At 62.9% G+C, this 16,143-nt stretch carries 14 protein-coding genes; 6 read left to right on the top strand and 8 right to left on the bottom strand.

Annotated elements, in window-relative coordinates:
- Positions 1-7 precede the first annotated feature (7 nt).
- The gene (locus ACNKU3_RS00345; RefSeq protein WP_418257409.1) at positions 8-1,714 is read right to left on the bottom strand and encodes a glycoside hydrolase family 3 protein; all 1,707 of its coding nucleotides are present in this window, start codon (positions 1,712-1,714) and stop codon (positions 8-10) included.
- Between the two features lie 170 nt (positions 1,715-1,884).
- Between ACNKU3_RS00345 and murA the strand changes: the two genes are divergently transcribed.
- Both murA and ACNKU3_RS00335 read left to right on the top strand, forming a co-directional pair.
- Positions 1,885-3,138 (top strand): UDP-N-acetylglucosamine 1-carboxyvinyltransferase, encoded by a 1,254-nt coding sequence (murA, locus tag ACNKU3_RS00340; protein ID WP_418257408.1) that lies wholly within the window; start codon positions 1,885-1,887, stop codon positions 3,136-3,138.
- 42 nt (positions 3,139-3,180) lie between these two features.
- Positions 3,181-3,993, top strand: a complete 813-nt coding sequence (locus ACNKU3_RS00335) for an SDR family oxidoreductase (protein WP_418257407.1) — start codon at positions 3,181-3,183, stop codon at positions 3,991-3,993.
- 57 nt (positions 3,994-4,050) lie between these two features.
- Here the strand turns inward: ACNKU3_RS00335 and ACNKU3_RS00330 are convergent, their stop codons facing one another.
- From ACNKU3_RS00330 to ACNKU3_RS00310, 5 genes are all read right to left on the bottom strand, one after another.
- Complete coding sequence (locus ACNKU3_RS00330) at positions 4,051-4,575, bottom strand: VOC family protein (protein ID WP_418257406.1); 525 nt, start codon at positions 4,573-4,575, stop codon at positions 4,051-4,053.
- Positions 4,572-5,441 (bottom strand): SDR family NAD(P)-dependent oxidoreductase, encoded by an 870-nt coding sequence (locus ACNKU3_RS00325; protein ID WP_418257405.1) that lies wholly within the window; start codon positions 5,439-5,441, stop codon positions 4,572-4,574. The genes ACNKU3_RS00330 and ACNKU3_RS00325 overlap by 4 nt, the downstream gene beginning before the upstream one ends.
- A 1-nt stretch (position 5,442) precedes the next feature.
- Complete coding sequence (locus ACNKU3_RS00320) at positions 5,443-6,279, bottom strand: sugar phosphate isomerase/epimerase family protein (RefSeq protein ID WP_418257404.1); 837 nt, start codon at positions 6,277-6,279, stop codon at positions 5,443-5,445.
- A 26-nt stretch (positions 6,280-6,305) separates the two neighbouring features.
- Positions 6,306-7,523, bottom strand: coding sequence for a cytochrome P450 (locus ACNKU3_RS00315; protein WP_418257403.1), 1,218 nt, complete (start codon positions 7,521-7,523; stop codon positions 6,306-6,308).
- 238 nt (positions 7,524-7,761) lie between these two features.
- Positions 7,762-8,829 carry a helix-turn-helix domain-containing protein gene (locus ACNKU3_RS00310; protein ID WP_418257402.1) on the bottom strand — a complete coding sequence of 356 codons (1,068 nt, stop codon included), beginning with the start codon at positions 8,827-8,829 and terminating at the stop codon, positions 7,762-7,764.
- Between the two features lie 140 nt (positions 8,830-8,969).
- Here ACNKU3_RS00310 and ACNKU3_RS00305 point away from each other — a divergent pair, with 140 nt between their 5' ends.
- The 4 genes from ACNKU3_RS00305 to ACNKU3_RS00290 all read left to right on the top strand — a co-directional run bounded on the left by ACNKU3_RS00305 (position 8,970) and on the right by ACNKU3_RS00290 (position 14,460).
- Positions 8,970-9,518: a nuclear transport factor 2 family protein gene (locus tag ACNKU3_RS00305; RefSeq protein WP_418257401.1), complete on the top strand. Its 549-nt coding sequence runs from the start codon at positions 8,970-8,972 to the stop codon at positions 9,516-9,518.
- 6 nt (positions 9,519-9,524) lie between these two features.
- Positions 9,525-10,748 carry a cytochrome P450 gene (locus tag ACNKU3_RS00300; RefSeq protein ID WP_418257400.1) on the top strand — a complete coding sequence of 408 codons (1,224 nt, stop codon included), beginning with the start codon at positions 9,525-9,527 and terminating at the stop codon, positions 10,746-10,748.
- Between the two features lie 144 nt (positions 10,749-10,892).
- Positions 10,893-13,100: a TonB-dependent receptor gene (locus ACNKU3_RS00295; RefSeq protein ID WP_418257399.1), complete on the top strand. Its 2,208-nt coding sequence runs from the start codon at positions 10,893-10,895 to the stop codon at positions 13,098-13,100.
- Positions 13,101-13,251: 151 nt separating this feature from the next.
- Entirely contained in the window at positions 13,252-14,460 is a 1,209-nt protein-coding gene (locus ACNKU3_RS00290; protein WP_418257398.1) for a cytochrome P450, read from the top strand.
- Between the two features lie 101 nt (positions 14,461-14,561).
- Here ACNKU3_RS00290 and ACNKU3_RS00285 read toward each other — a convergent pair whose 3' ends face one another.
- Both ACNKU3_RS00285 and ACNKU3_RS00280 read right to left on the bottom strand, forming a co-directional pair.
- The gene (locus ACNKU3_RS00285; RefSeq protein ID WP_418257397.1) at positions 14,562-15,449 is read right to left on the bottom strand and encodes a tyrosine-protein phosphatase; all 888 of its coding nucleotides are present in this window, start codon (positions 15,447-15,449) and stop codon (positions 14,562-14,564) included.
- Positions 15,450-15,552: 103 nt separating this feature from the next.
- Positions 15,553-16,080 (bottom strand): tyrosine-protein phosphatase, encoded by a 528-nt coding sequence (locus ACNKU3_RS00280; protein WP_418257396.1) that lies wholly within the window; start codon positions 16,078-16,080, stop codon positions 15,553-15,555.
- Positions 16,081-16,143: the final 63 nt, after the last annotated feature.

Raw genomic sequence — 16,143 nt, 5'->3', positions numbered from 1 at the left:
AGCCAGGTCAGCCGGCGGTCCTGTCCAGGGTTACCGGCAACTGCCCACGGGCGACATCGCGGCCCAGCAATACCGCTGCCAGCGCCTGGAACGCCGGTCCCGGAGCTCCGCCCTCGCCCACCGCCGCGCCGTCATAGCTGGCGAACACGGCTTCCGCCAGCGGCATAAAGTACGCGGCGCGAAATGGCGAACACAAGAGGATAACCACACGCTGCCGGTCCCCGGCGCGGGATAACAGTGCCCGCTGCACCGCGAGCGCATCAGTGCACTCCGCTGCGTCCACCAGGTCCTCGGCACCGCCGATCGCCACCGCGCTGCGCGGCGGGTCGCTCACCCCCACCAGGTAGACCTCGGCCGCCGCCACCCAGGCCTGCTCCAGGGCACTGTCGAACGCGCCCAGGTGCTGGGTGGTGATCGCCAGCGTGGGTTCCAGCGACAATAACGCGGTGCGCATCGCCGCAGCGGTACTCGCGCAGGGCATCAGGATGTGCACCCGGCGCCCCACCCCCAGCGCCGCGGGCTCGCCTTTCAGGCAGGTAATACTGCCCACGGCAATGCGCCGCTCCAGGGTCCGGTGCGCGGCGCTGCCCACCAGCTCCGCCGAACCCGCCTCGGGCTCCCCGGGCACCAGCCGCAGGGCGGACTGCAGGGCGCTGACCCGGGCGGCACCGGCGCGCAGTTCGGACTCGTCCAGTTCCCCCGCGCGCACCCTGGCCGCCACTGAATGGACCAGTGCCTGCAGGGCGTCGAGACTTTCCGGGGAGCGCAGCAACAAGGGCATCAGGGCGATATCCACCCCGGCGCGAAAACATTCGATTACCGCCTCTTCCGGGCACAGCAGTTGGCTGATGGCCCCCATATCCAGCGCATCGGAGATCACCACCCCGGCGAAACCCAGGTCCTTGCGCAACAGGCCGGAGATCATCGCGCGCGACAGGGTGGCCGGGCGCAGGGTGTCGGCTCCCGGCAAGGTGGCAGCGTCCAGCGCGGGATACTGGATATGCGCGGTCATCACCAGCGCCGGCCGCGCCTCGGCAATCACCCGGGCGAAGGGTGCGATATCGATTCGCCACGCCTCCTCCGCGCTGCGGTCCACGCGCGGCAGGCCGCTGTGACTGTCCACCGCGGTATCGCCGTGGCCGGGAAAATGTTTCAGGCAGGCCGCGACGCCCTCGCGCTGCACGCCCTGGACGACCGCCGCACCCAGCTGGGCCACCAGCTGCGGGTCGTCGCCGAAGGAGCGCACGTGGATCACCGGGTTGGCGGGATTGCTGTTCACGTCCACACAGGGCACGAAATTGACGTTGATCCCCAGCGCCCGCAATTCCTCCGCCTGGGCGGAGCCCATCTGCCGGGCCAGGGACTCGCGCTCCTGGGCGGGACAGGCCGCCAGGGCCATGTTGCCACTGAAACTGGTGAACTCTTCACGGGGCAGGCGGGTGACCAGGCCGCCCTCCTGGTCGACGGCGATCAGCAGGCGCGGCGAGAGCAACTCGCGCAGCTCCCGGGTCAGCGCCCGACACTGGGCAAGGCTGGAGAGATTCTCGCGGAACAGGATGATCCCGCCGGGCTGCAAGTCCACCAGCGCCCGGGCCAGTGCAGCGGGTAATTGCTGCACCGGCTGCGGATCGCCGGTATCCGCGTACAGGCGAATATCCACCATCAGGCGGCGGGCGATACACTGTTCAAGGCTGAGGTCAGTCTGGTCTGTCATTATATGCCGGCGCAACGCGTCGAAACTGCTGGATGGCACACAATACCCGCTGCCGCGCACGAGGGAAACTGGCGGCGGGCTGCTATTCCTATGGCCCCCGCCACCTGCTACCCTAGCGCCCTTTTCCTGGCCAGGCCCTGTCTCGGGCCAATCCCCGACCGGAGCAAGATTTGGATTCCATCATCGTTCGTGGCGGTCACCGCCTCAGTGGCACCGTTGCCACCAGCGGCTCGAAAAACGCCGCCCTGCCGATCCTGTTCGCCTCACTGCTGGCGGACGGTGAGCACCGTTTCGACAACGTCCCCTACCTGCGCGACATCGACTCCACCCAGCAACTGCTGGCCTCCCTGGGCGCGGAAAGCCGCCGCGAGGGCGACACCCTGGTGGTCAATACCCGGGCGCCGGGCGCCCACGTGGCCGACTACGAGACCGTGCGCAAGATGCGCGCCAGCATTCTCTGCCTCGGTCCCCTGCTGGCCCGCTACGGCGAGGCGCGGGTGAGCCTGCCCGGCGGCTGCGCCATCGGCTCGCGGCCCATCGACCTGCACATCGAGACCATGCGCCGCCTCGGTGCCGAGATCACCAGTGACGGCGGCTATGTCACCGCCCGGGCCCAGCGCCTGCATGGCGCCAACATCCTGTTCGAGAAAGTGACCGTCGGCGGCACCGAGAACGCCCTGATGGCGGCCAGCCTGGCCCACGGCACCACGGTGATCGAGAACGCCGCCAAAGAGCCGGAGGTGGTGGACCTCGCCCGCTACCTGCAGGCCATGGGTGCAAAAATCAGCGGCGCCGGCACCAGCGTCATTACCATCGAGGGCGTGGATTCGCTGCAACCCGCCAGCCACCGGGTGGTGCCCGACCGCATCGAGGCCGGCACCCTGCTGCTGGCCGGCGCCATTACCGGCGGCCAAGTCACGGTGGAGAACTGCATCCCGGTACACCTGCAGGCGATGATCGACAAGATGCGCGACGCCGGCTTCCGCATCGACACCGGCGAGACCAGCATCACCGTGCAGGGCAACGACGGCTGGAAGGCCGTGGACATCGCCACCGCGCCCTACCCCGGCTTCCCCACCGACCTGCAGGCCCAGTTCATGGCGCTGATGACCCAGGCCAAGGGCACCGCCGTGGTCACCGAGCACATCTTCGAGAACCGTTTCATGCACGTGCAGGAACTGGTGCGCCTGGGCGCCGATATCACCCCGATGACCCAGGTCGCCGTGGTGCGCGGCAAGCGCGGCAAGCTGGACGGCGCGCCGGTGATGGCCACCGACCTGCGGGCCAGCGCCTGCCTGGTGCTGGCCGGCCTGGTCGCCGACGGAGAGACCCACATCAGCCGCATCTACCACCTGGATCGGGGCTACGAGCACCTGGAGCGCAAGCTGGCGGGACTCGGCGCGGATATCGAGCGCGCCCACTGACGCCTGGCGTCCCGCACAATAAACCCCCGGGAGAATTCTTCCATGAGTGACGTCGCTGTCATTACCGGCGGAGCCGGCGGCATGGGCCTGGCCACCGCGCACATCCTCGGCCGGGACCATCACATTCTCCTGGCCGACCTCGGCGAGGACAAACTGGCGAACGCGGCGGCGAGCCTGCGCGAGTCCGGCATCAGCTGCGAAACACAGGTCTGCGATGTCACCCGGCGGCAGTCGGTGCGGGACCTGCTGGCGCAGGCACAAGCCGCAGGCGCTTTGCGGGCCGTCGTGCATACGGCCGGGGTCAGTCCGCAAATGGCGGGCCCGGAAGTGATTCTGCGGGTGAACGCCCTGGGCACCGTGCATGTCACCGAAGCCTGCCTCGATGTCGCGACCGAAGACTTTGCCCTGGTCAACGTGGCCTCCATGGCGGCACACCTGCTGCCCTCGATCATGGTGCCAACCCGCAGTTTCCCGCTGGCCGCCAGCGCGCCCGATAAATTCGTCAGCAAAATCAGCAAACGCTGCAGGCTGATGCCGAAGGAACTCTACCGCAACGGCATGGCCTACTCGATCAGCAAGCAGTTCGTGATCTGGTACAGCCAGCACTGCGCGGCGCAGTTCGGCCAGAAGAACGCGCGGATACTTTCGGTGTCGCCGGGTACCTTCGATACCGAGATGGGCCGCCTGGAAGAAAAAAGCGGTTCCATGGAGATGCTCCGCGACGCGGCGCTCAAGCGACCGGGCAAGCCGGAGGAAATCGCGGCGGTGCTGGCGTTCTGCGCCAGCGACCAGGCCGGCTACCTCACCGGCACCGATATCCTGGTGGACGGGGGCATGGTCTCCGGCCGGCGCTAGCGCGGCGCACGGGACGCAACCCGGAGATTCAGCGCCCTCGCCGGGCGCTGAGGCAGTTCAGCCGACCCGGCGCACCAGGTCCTTGCCGTCCCAGCTCTCCGCGGCGGCGCGGAATTGCGCAAACACCTGCTCCTTGAGCGGGTTGGCGGTCATCAACTCGGTCATGAATCCCAATTTCGCGACGGTATCCAGCCAGCACACCGGCGCACCTTTCATCAGTCCGCTGAAGACCACCTCTGCGCCTGCGGCCCGGTAGTAGGCCAGATCGGCCTCGAAATCCTCGGTGTAGGTGGACATGTGGTGGAGGCCACTGCTCCCCGGCGGGACCAGTTCGCTGAACATGGAAGGGCCCTCCTCCAGTTGCGTCACCAGTTCGATCTGCAGGCTGCCCGCCTGGGCAATCGCGGCGTGGAATTTCACCGGCTGCCAGGGTTCGCCGCGGTAGATGGCATTGTCGTAGTGCACGTCGTCAAAATAGAAGAAGGGTCCGACGCCAGCCTGGGCAGCCCAGTGTTCCATCGCCTGCTGCAGATCCGGCACCACCCAGCAAACCTGCACATAGTTTCGGCTCGGCAGTTTCACGCGCCCTCCTCCCCCTCGCCAGGAAAATACTTTGCCCGCACCCGGGCCAACAGGGCCGTGCGATTGATCGCCTCGCCGGCTGAACCGCCGCCATCCACAGCCAGCACCTGCCCGGTCACGTAGGCGGATCGCTCACCGGCGAAGAACAGCGCGGCCTGGGCCACATCCCGGGGCGTCCCGCGGCGCTTGATCGGCTGGCTGATCAGCCAGGCCTCGTCCAGTTCCGCCTGCATCGCCGCGGCCTGATCCTCATTCAGCCCCTCGGTGGAAACCCTGCCCATGCTGGTGGGTATGGATCCCGGCGCGATGGCGTTGACGCGAATCCCGTATTCCCCGAGGTCGATAGCCAGCGAGCGGGTGAAATTGATCACTCCCGCCTTGGCTGCCCGGTAGCTGGCAATGGCATAGCCGGGATTGAGCGCGGCAATCGATGCCAGGTTGACGATGGAGCCGCCGCCACGGTCGCGCATCCGCCGGGCGGCCTGCTGGCTGGCATACATCAGGCCCGCCAGGTTGACCTGCATGACGCGTTCGAAATCCGCCATGTCGTCGTCGAGAAAACGCGCGCTGAAGGCGCCGGTAATGGCGGCATTATTCACCAGGACGTCGACTGCGCCAAACTGCGAATCCACGAACGCGAACAGTGCGTCGAGGTCCGCGCGATCTCCGACATCGGTTGGCCGGTAGCACACCCGTTCACCGAGTTCCGCCGCCAGCGCTTCGCCATGCTCGCCGTCGATATCGGCAATCACCACCCGTGCGCCCTGTTCCGAGAATAGCTCGGTAATGGCTCGACCGATTCCGGTGGCCCCGCCGGTAACAATGGCGATCCTGCCCGCCAGTTCCCCGCTGTCTCCGGCTGCCATTTCAGCGCAACGGTTCCAGCGTCGCGATCACTGCCCGCGCGCCCTCGAGCACATCCCGTACGTGTTCGGCAGCGCTCACCCCCGCCGCGCGCCGGTGAGCCGCGGGCACTTCCGCCTCGATAGGCATGGCAGCGGGCACGGCGTTGAGGATGGACGCCAGCGGCAGCTCCCCGTGGCCCGGCGGTTCCCGGTGGTGAACATCGGCAATATAGTCGTTCGAGGCCTGGCTGCCGCGGGAATCGCTGACCTGGACAATACCGAAATAACGCGGGTCGAGCGCTGCGATCTGCTCCGCCGTAGCGCCGCTACGCACAATATGCAGGGTATCGAAGCCGAGGCCAAAACTGCCCCGGCCCACCTGGTCTACCAGCCACACGCCCCGTTGCAGGGAGGGCAGGCCCGGGGTAAGCGGGCAAAATTCAGCGGAGACCACCAGTCCTTCCCGCGCCGCCAGATCGCAGAAGCGCCCCAGTTTGTCGACCACCAGGGCATCGTCATCAATGAATACGTGGGTCACCGCCCGCCGGGCGCCAATGGCAGCCCCGAGCGCCAGCGCCGGAACATATCGCTCCAGGTCGACCTCCGCGGTGAGCGGAAAGAATTCCACGCCATCTACCGCAACGCCGTTGGAGGCCAGCGCCGCAGTCACCTCGCCCCGGGTCTCTGCGCTTACCGCAGTGGGGTAGGTCAGGCCGCTGTTGGAACGCGGCAACACCGTCCCGCCGTCAAAGGCAAACAGGGTGACGAGCCCGCAGTCATTCCTGGCGGCGAGTTCGATCAGGCCCACCGGGCCGACATCGGGCGCGTTCAACTGGTGCAGTATCAGTGATCTCGGCATAAAACGGCGTGTCTCCCTGCGGCAGCCTAGTTGCCGCTGCGCGCGTAGCGTAGCGGCAGGTTTACGATGGTGTGATTGGACACCGACGGCAGGTAGCGGATGTCCGCCAGAGGCACTGCCAGTTCCAGCTCGCGCAAACGGGTGACCAGCTCCCGCGCCACGACCTTCATTTCCATCCGCGCCAGCGCCATGCCCACGCAGCGGTGGATGCCCGCACCAAAGGCCAGGTGGCTGCCCAGGTTGGCGCGCTTGGTATCGACAAGTTCCGGGGCGGGAAAGTGAGCCTGGTCGTGGTTGCCGGAGGCGAACATGATCATGACCTGGGCGTGTTTCGGCAGGTGCTGGCCGGCCAGTTCCACCTCGCGGGTGGTGACCCGGGAAAGCGCCCGGGTCGCCGGCGCGATACGCATGACTTCCTCGACGAAACGGGCCACCTGCTGGTCCGAGTCTGCGTTTTCGGCGAGCCAGCTGCGAACTTCGGGGCGGGTGGCGAGTATCAGCAACATGTTGCCGATGGCGCTGGAGGTGGTCTCGTTACCGCCCACCAGCAGCGCACGGGTGCAGGCTACCAGTTCGCGGAAATCCAGTGCCGGGTTTTCATCGTCCTCGCTGCGGGCGTGAACCAGGTCGGAGATCAGGTCATTGCCGGGGTTCCCGCGCCGCTGCTCGATCAGGTCGATGACGAAGCGCTGCAACTCACAAATTTGCGCCGCGTTCTGCTCCATTTCTTCTCGCGTCTGCACCCGTCCGACCTGGGCGGAAATAGCCAGTGACCAGCGCTCGATCGTGGCGTAGTCCACATCGGTCATACCGAGCTGTTCGCAGAGGATGTCGACCGTGAGCGGCAGGGCGAAATCGCGGGTGCCGTCAAACTCCCCGCTGCCCGGGAAGCGCTCGATAAACCCCACCACCCGAGCGGTGATACCTGGCTCGAGTGCCCGAATGCGATGCGGGGTAAAGGCCTTGTCCATCAGACCGCGGATGCGGGTGTGCAAGGGCGGATCGGTCATGATGACATCGGGAAAAAACCCGCCACCGTCGCGCTCAAGAATGGCCTGGAACTCGTCGGCAAAGCCGTGGGCATAATTCAGTTTCCAACCCAACTCCATGGAGTAGGTGTCGGCATCCAGCAGCACCGAGCGAATATCATCGTAGCGCGAGACCAGCCAGGCCTTGAGCACGGGATCGTAGTGAACCGGCGCGTTCTCGCGCAAATACTGGTAAAACGGAAAGGGATTCTGCAAAACCGCCGAATCCGTGAAACTCGCCGTCGACGCGGAAAATCCCGCGGGACAGCCTGATACTGGTGAAGCCTGTCTATCATCGGATTGCATAACTACACGCGGCCCTTTGTTGGTCCTGTCTACGGCGGCACCACAGGGGGTTACACGCTTCGTGTCCGGTCAAATTCTATGGCAGGCAGTACACTCCCCGTCTTGGCAAATACCGCCAGATCTTGGACAGTGGCTGACGAAACCCCCGTCAGGCTCGTTTCATCGCCCGGCGATAGGACTGCGGCGTCGTACCCGTCCAGCGCTTGAACGCCCTGCCGAAGCTGCTTTGCTCCGAATACCCCAGCCGGTGTGCCAGTTCACTCAGGTCACAACCCGCCTGCGCCAGCAGGTGCTTCGCTGCCTCCACACGCTGGCAATCCACAATTTCAGAGAAACGCGCGTCGTTTTCGCGCAGGCGCCGGTGCAGGGTACGCGCAGAAATCCCCAGTCCAGCGGCGCAATTTTCAACACTGCAATTGCCGGAAACCAGCGATTCACGCACATAGCCCGCCACCCGGTCCACGAAGGAGCAGGAAGCATCCTTACTGAGTTGAGCGAAATAACTCCCGAGCAGGCCGAACAACATTTCGTTGGCATTCTGCAAACGCTGGTTGAGCAGATTTACGGGAAACTGAATGGAGTTGCTCACAGTTCCGCCCTTCACGCGACTGCCGAAACAGCGCTCCATTTCGGCGGCATCATGCCGCCAGAGCTTATTGCGCATATAGACCGCGGATGGGGAAAATTCGTTACCCAGGATGCTGCGCAAGAACTTCCAGATCAGCAACTGGCCGTAAAAACATGCCTGTTCTTCCGCCTCAAAATCCTGGTTGGTCCGCCAGCGGAATTCCGCCACTGTCGCGCCGGTGACGAATTCCACATCGGCGCCGGGGCTGTGCAGTACCGGCACGTATTCCAACAGCACGTTGATGGCATCGCCCAGGGTAGGGGCGACCCGCGCATAGGTATTGATACACCCGTATACATCCCCATCCTGGGAGCTACCCACGTGCAGGCCGAACATATGATCATTGAATCGCCGACTGCAATCTTCCAGCATCGTCGCCGCGGTGGTGCAGGAAATCGTGAAATCCGGCGATTGGCATGTATCCCAGGACAGGCCGTAGTCCTCAACCAGGGAACGGAAGTTGGCGCCACGAGCGCGTACTACGGAGGCCATCCCACGAATGAATCCCGCCCCTTCCATGGTCCCCGGTGAGGGCGCCTTGATGGTGGGTCCATCAACCCTGAAATTTCCGAGCTGGCTATTCGGCATTTTATTGTGTTCTACCTGCAGGGCGTCGCCCTGTCGATTCAGCCTGTTATTGGCAGAAAGAGTAGATTAGCTGACACTGTGTGTCGAGACTATTCGCCATTGACCCGCAGTACCATAAATGAAAAACAAGGAGTCGGGATATGATCTGTAAACTCGGGACATTCAAAGAACAGCAAGCTGACCGGGACGCGATCGCAGACTGCCTATACCTGTATACACGGGCCGTCGATCGCTGTGATTCAGCCCTGTTGCGCGAGGTATTCTGGGGCGATGCCCAGGTTTACGGCAGCCTGTTCTCCGGTGGTCGCGACGACTTCGTCGCCTACTCCACCGAAGAGGGCAAAGGCTTCTTCGACAATATGACCCACATGATCAGTAACATCATTACCCGTATCCAGGGTCAGCAGGCGGCCGTGGAAGCCTATTTCTACGGCTATCACGCCGCACCGGCTGCCGCGAACTATGGCGATCTCATCATCGCTGGCCGCTACCTCGATATTCTTGAACTGCGCGACGACGAGTGGCGTATTCTGGAAAAGACCATTCTGTTCGACTGGTTCAGGGAATACCCCGATTGTGTCGACTGGGAAAAGGGACCGATGGGTTCGCCCGCGACAATTACCGGGAGCCGCAACCCTGATGATCGCAGCTATGCACTCTTCTCCCGATTCAATTCCGCGAACCGGTAGCAGCGGATGCAAACCTTAGGCGACCTGGATCTCGCTCACCTGCCCATCGAGCACCCCGACTTCTACGCGGACCCCCAGCGCCACATCGAGACCGCGCGCCTGAAACATCCCTGGCTGGCGCGCTTTGACCATGGCTACATCGTCTACGGATTGCAGGCCAGTCGCGACCTGCTCTACATGGACGACAAAATGGGGCCGCATTTCTCTGGTGTCGTCGATCACTTCGGCGCGGCTGGAACAGACTGGGCGCGTTTCATGAGCGACCAGATCGCCACCACATCCGGTGAACGGCATGCTCGCCTGCGCAAAAGCCTGGCGGCGGCCTTTACCCCGCGCAGTGCGAACACCATGCGACCCCTGATGCGCCAGACGATAAGCAAGCTGCTCGATGAATGGGCACCGAGGGGAAGCTTTGATTTCGTCGAGTTCGCATCCCACTTTCCCATCACCGTCATGTGCGGCATTCTCGGGGTGCCCGCGGGGCCGGTTCGGGATATCCACAGGGCAATCGAGGCACAAATTCTCTGCCTCACCATGAATCGCGACCTGTTCCCCAGCATCAACGAAGGCTATGAAATCCTGCGCGAGTTCACCGCGGGCCTGATCGCTAAAAGAGAAAATGCAGCCGATGCGGATTGTCTCTACTTGCTCGACACCCTCATCGCGGTCAAACAGGACGGCCACCTGAGTGAGGATGAGTTGCGGGACCTGGTGATTACACTGATCCTGGCCGGATACGACACAACCAAAAACGAATTCGCATTCGTCCTGTACAACCTGATCGGACGGCACGCAGTATGGCAGCGCTGTGCAGAGGACCTCGCTTACTGCCAGAGCGTCATCCAGGAGGCCCTGCGCCACACCTCCGTCGCCACGCCCAGCCGCACGCTCTATGGGGACGTCGAATACGCCGGCATCCATTTCCCGAAGGGAACCCATTTGTGTTTCGCCCTGGCAATTTCGGGCCGCGACCCCGAGGCCTATAGCCGTCCGACAGAGTTCAGTCCCGGACGAGAGCAGACATCACGCCATCTCGCATTCGGCCGCGGCACCCATATCTGTCTCGGGCAGTTCCTGGCAACGGCACAGCTGGAAGAGGGAATTCATCTGCTCGCCCAGCGCGTTGACAACGTTCGCCTTGACGGGCAGGCCGAATGGCGGCCTTTCAGGGCGGGAATCTGGGGCATGCAAAGCCTTCCTGTCCGCTTTGACCTGACCCAGTCCCCCTGAATCTCCCACATCGGCAATGCCGCCAAGGCGCCGCTTATCGGGTGGCAAGCGCGGTACAAAATAGTGTCCGGAACTGTTGATATTTGCTCGCGGGGCTAATGCTAGTCTGGCAATTCCCTGGGGAACAAAAACGAGAATAGCGCTATGCCCGTGGAATCACGCACCCGCATCCCAACGGTTGTAATCCTGAATCACCTGGTCGGCCTCTCCCTCGCCGCCATTCCCGCCAGCCTGAACGCACAGCCAGGCAGCGCGGTACTGGAAGAAGTCGTGGTAACAGCACAGCGAAGGGAAGAAAACCTCCAGGAGGTACCGATCGCCGTGGTGGCACTCTCTGCGGAGACCATGGAAAACTTCGGGGCGGTATCCACTGCGGATATTCCACAGCTGGTTTCCAGTGTCCAGTTATTGCGCTCCGGCCCATCGTCGATGTTCTTTGTGCGCGGTGTCGGCAACATCAGTGGCAATACCGGCGAGGAATCCGCCAACGCCATGTACCTGGATGGCGTTTACCTGTACAACAAGGCCCAGGCCGCGATGAAGTTTAACAGCGTGGAGCGCGTGGAGGTTTTGAAAGGGCCGCAGGGCACCCTGTTCGGCCGCAACTCCTCCGGGGGCCTGATCAACGTCATTACCCGGGAGCCTGGCGAAGAGTTCGAGGGCAAATTCAGCGCCGGCTACGGCAACTATGACACCTACTCCGGTCAGGGCTACCTCGGTGGCCCCTTGACGGAAACACTCAGCGCCGATATCGCATTCACCGGGACCGACCAGCGCGACGGGTGGGGTGATAACCTGACTACCGGCGATGAAGTCTCACTCGGGTGGGACTGGGCATTGCGCAGCAAATGGGTCTGGATACCTGCCGACACGTTCAAACTGGTATTCAGCGCCGATTACGGTAAGCAGGAGGATGACTTTGTCACCTCCTTTCGACTGTCCCAACATTCCGTCGGTGTCGCCGGTTCACGGCCGGCGAAAAACCCCTACGACTCGATCTCGGGCAGCGACGACGGCAACAGGCAGCGCGACCGCGGCCTGGCGCTCAACCTGGACTGGGACCTCGGGCCGGTCACGCTGACAAGCATTACCGGCTGGCGCGACAACAAAACCCACACCGATCTCGACATCGACACCGAACCCGCCCCGCTGGGCATCATCACCATCAACAACACCACCGAGGCAATCCAGCAAGAGCTTCGCCTCGCTTCCAATTCCGCCGACTCCCTGAGCTGGCAAGTCGGCGTGTTTTACATGGACGCGGAAGTCAGCCTGGAACCTCAAAGCGCCAGGGGACTCGCCTTCGGCGGACTGGACGCCGGCTCTGACATCTTCTCGACAATGGATACCCAGTCCTATGCCGGGTTCGGCGAGCTGACCTGGCACGTCACCAACGATACCCATATCACAGCGGGTCTCCGCTACACCGCGGACGATCTGGATATAGACGGACGCATTGTCCCGGTAGGCTCTTCCGCCAGTATCCTGACCAACCGGAATTCAGAATCCTGGGACGGTGAAACTTACCGGCTGGCATTGCAACACGATTTCAGTGATTCGTTGATGCTCTACGCATCCTACAACCGGGGCTACAAATCGGGCACATTCTCCACGCCTGCGATTTTCGACCCGCCAGTGGAACCCCAGGACACCGATGCCTATGAAATCGGCCTGAAGTCAGAGCTCTTCGAACACCGCCTGCGCCTGAACCTTTCCGGCTTCTACTACGAGATCAGCGATTACCAGACCCGTGCATCCGCCAACCAGTCGGTCACTTCACGCCTGATGAACGCTGCGGAAGTCGAGGTCGAAGGCTTTGAATTCGATTTCGAAGCGGTGGTATCCGAGGAATTGCGGCTGGTAGGTTCGGCGACCTTTCTGAACTCGGAGTTTTCGAAGTTCCCAAATGCCTCGTATGCATATCCGAAACCTGCAGTCTGTACACCTGAAGGCCCGAACGCCGGCGAAATCATTGGCGCTCCGGTGGGCGGCAAGCTGGAGTGCGTGGGGGACGCGGCAGGCAACAAAACCCCGTGGTCACCGGAAATTACCGCCACTCTCGGCGCGATCTATACCACCCAACTGTCATCCGCCGGTGAGCTCAAACTGTCCGTGCACTATAACTACAACGATGGCTATTTCTTCGAACCGGACAATTTCAACGAGCAATCATCGTTTGGCTTGTGGAACGCCCTCGTAGCGTACTACCCAAAACCGGACCTGGGAATCGAGCTGTGGGGCCGCAACCTTTCCGATGAATTGTTCTACGTACAATCATCGAGCGCATTCTCCTATTTTGAGGCTCCAGGCGCACCGCGCACCTACGGTATAAGGGTCAATTACAGCTTCTAGCGGCGACACCGCGGTCGCACGTCATCCAGCAAGCCGGCCCTGCGGCAGGCTGGGTCGATGGAGTGACGCGGTGTATCGAGACAGCGGCGCACGTTCCTGCAGTAACATGGGTGGATTATGGACAGGTACAGCCCGAAAGAGCACTAAAGCTATGCAAGCCGTTTCCGAACTCGACCTTGCCACCCTGCCGGTGGAAACCCAGGCTTTTGCCGACAACCCCGTACCCTATCTTGAGGCCGCCAAGGAGAAACACCCCTGGCTGGCCAAATTCTCCAAGGGCTATGTGGTTTACGGCCTGCAACCGGCCCGGGACCTGCTCTACATGGACCAGCAAATGGGTCCGCACTTCAAGGGCCTGGTAGAGCACTTCGGTGCGGAAAACACCGAGTGGGCGCGCTTTATGGGCGACCAGCTCGCAACCATTTCCGGCGAAAGACACGATCGACTGCGCGCCAATGTCGCACTGGCATTCACCCCACGCCGCGCCAACGCGACCCGGCCACTGATGCGAGAGGTGATCGGCAAGCTGCTCGACGAGTGGGCGCCAAAGGGCGAATTCGACTTCTGCGAATTCGCCTCGCTGTTCCCGATCACGGTCATGTGCGGCTTGCTGGGCATGTCCGCCGAACCGGTCCATGGCATTCGCAAGGCCCTGGATACGCAGATGTCCTGCATGACCCTCAACCGGGACCTCCTGCCGGATATCCTCGACGCCTACCAGGTGCTCCGCGACTTCGCAGCCTCGGTCATCGAGGAGCGCGAGAGCAGCGGCAAATTTGACGAGGACTCACTGCTCGACGCCCTGATTGCCTCCAAAAAATCCGACGGCATGGATGCCAACGAACTCAGCGACCTGGTGATATCCCTGTGGCTGGCGGGCTACGACACGTCCAAGAACATGCTTACGATGGCCCTTTACACGCTCCTGGAGCACCCGGACATGTACCGCCGCTGCGCGGAGGAAGTAGACTACTGCGGCAAGGTCATCGAAGAAATGCTGCGCCATACCTCGGTGGTGTCTCCCTCGCGCACCCTGTTCAGCCCGGTAGATTACGCAGGGATTCACTTTCCCACGGGCACCTACATCAGCTTTGCCCTCTCCCTGACCGGCCGCGACGCGCAGGCCTACCCGAATCCGCTGGACTTCGACCCGGAACGGGAGCAGAAGCCCCGCCACCTGGCCTTCGGCCGCGGCACCCATATCTGCCTCGGCCAGTACCTGGCGCGGGCGCAGCTGGAGGAAGGCCTGCACCTTGTGGCGCAGCGTATTCACGCTCCGAAACTTGCCGGCGAGGTGACCTGGCGGCCGTTCCTGGGAGCCTGGGGGCTGAATTCCCTGCCGATCAAATTCGAGGCTTGAACAGCAAGGCGCCCTGCCCTGGCCAACAGCCTCACCGGACAAGAATTCACCGGCAGGCCCCGGACTGTCGAAGCAAGGCGGTCAAAGGAACCGCAGTTCGATCAGTTGGATAATGGCTCCAGCAAATTGGCCCGCAACTGTGCCAGTTCCTCGTCACTGACTTCCAGTTCACCCTGGATATACGCCATCACCGAGCCGTGCTGCTCCTCGATGGCGGCAAATGCGGACTCCAGGTAAACCGGGTTGGAACCCATCAGCGGCGCCACCAGTTCCTGCGGCAGCGCGGCCATCAACGCCAGGGGATCGCCTTCCTCGAACTGGTAATCCTTTCCCTTCAGTACCGGTATTTGCTGGTATTTTTCCGACATCGCGTAGTCCTCGAGAATGACTTCGCGCGGTACGCCCAGCGCGGTGAGGATCAGGCCGATGCCGACGCCGGTGCGGTCCTTGCCGGCGGAACAATGCACCACCAGCGGCAGCCGGTTATCCGCCAGCTGGTCGAAAATATCGCGGTAGTGCGAGGCCTGCTGGCCGGGCATCTCCCGGTATAGGCCGGCCATGACCTGGGTAACGTCCGCCGGTGTCAGGCCCTCCTGCGAAAACAATTCGCGCATGCCGCCCAGGGTGTCGCCCTGGGAGTAGGCCCAGCTGAGAATCTCCGGCTCGTCGACGCGCCACATGGTGGGCTCCCCCGCCCGCTCCTCGTTGCTGCGCAGGTCGGCGATCACCGCGATATCGCGCTCGTCCAGCAGCGCAAAGTCGTTATCGGTCAAGGCATACAGCGTCCCGGAGCGGTAGAGTTTGCCCCACTTCACCTGCATGCCCTCGCCGGCGGGATAGCCGCCCACGTCGCGAAAATTGCGTCCCCCTTCGAGCGGCAGCAGGCGCGGGTTCCCGACCGGCACGCCAGCTGTTCCCGCCGCGAAAGCCTCCATCCCGGTGCCGGCCAGCACTACGCAGGCCAGGGCGACAAGATTCCTGATGGTCATTACTTTGTCCTTTTATCAGTCATGTCAGGCAGGATAACGGAACCGGCGAGGATTCCATATACGGCAACCGGCCACGACGGTTAAACATTGGTAACACGGAGCCCTACTGCAGGTAGAGCGTTTTCAGCGTGTCGATATCCGCGGCGCTGACACCCAGTTCCCTGTCCAGGAACGCCGGGACCGAGCCGTAGTCGGCCTCGATCTGCGCCAGTGCATAGTACAGGTAGGGAATCCCCTCCTCCGTGATCAGCGGCGCGGCCTGTGTCGATTGCCGGTCGCTATAGTGCAGCATCATGGCCGCAAATGCATTGCTCTTTGCCACGGCGGCCAGGTCCACATCGCCCCGTTCGATCACTGGGCGGCGGTACTCGGTCGACAGGACATAGTCCTGCATGACCTGGGAGCGCGGCACGCCCAGCGCGGTCAGCATCAGGGCCGCGGTGATTCCGGTGCGATCCTTGCCGGCGGAGCAGTTCACGACCATGGGCACCCTGCCCTCGATGGCCCGGGAAAAATAGGCCTTGAGCTGGGGCTTGAGGAAATAGGGCATCTGCCGGTAGGGATGGTCCTGCGCCGAACTGAAATCGGTCGCCTGGGACGCGTTCAGCATGTCGGTGATATGGTAATCCACCGCTACGTAATCGATACCTGCCGCCGGGGGCGAGGAACGCGGCGAGGATCACAAGGTATTTCA

The sequence above is a fragment of the Haliea sp. E17 genome (assembly GCF_048323675.1).
Classification (GTDB): Bacteria; Pseudomonadota; Gammaproteobacteria; order Pseudomonadales; family Halieaceae; genus Mangrovimicrobium.
This window is presented reverse-complemented; position numbering and strand designations above follow the sequence as displayed.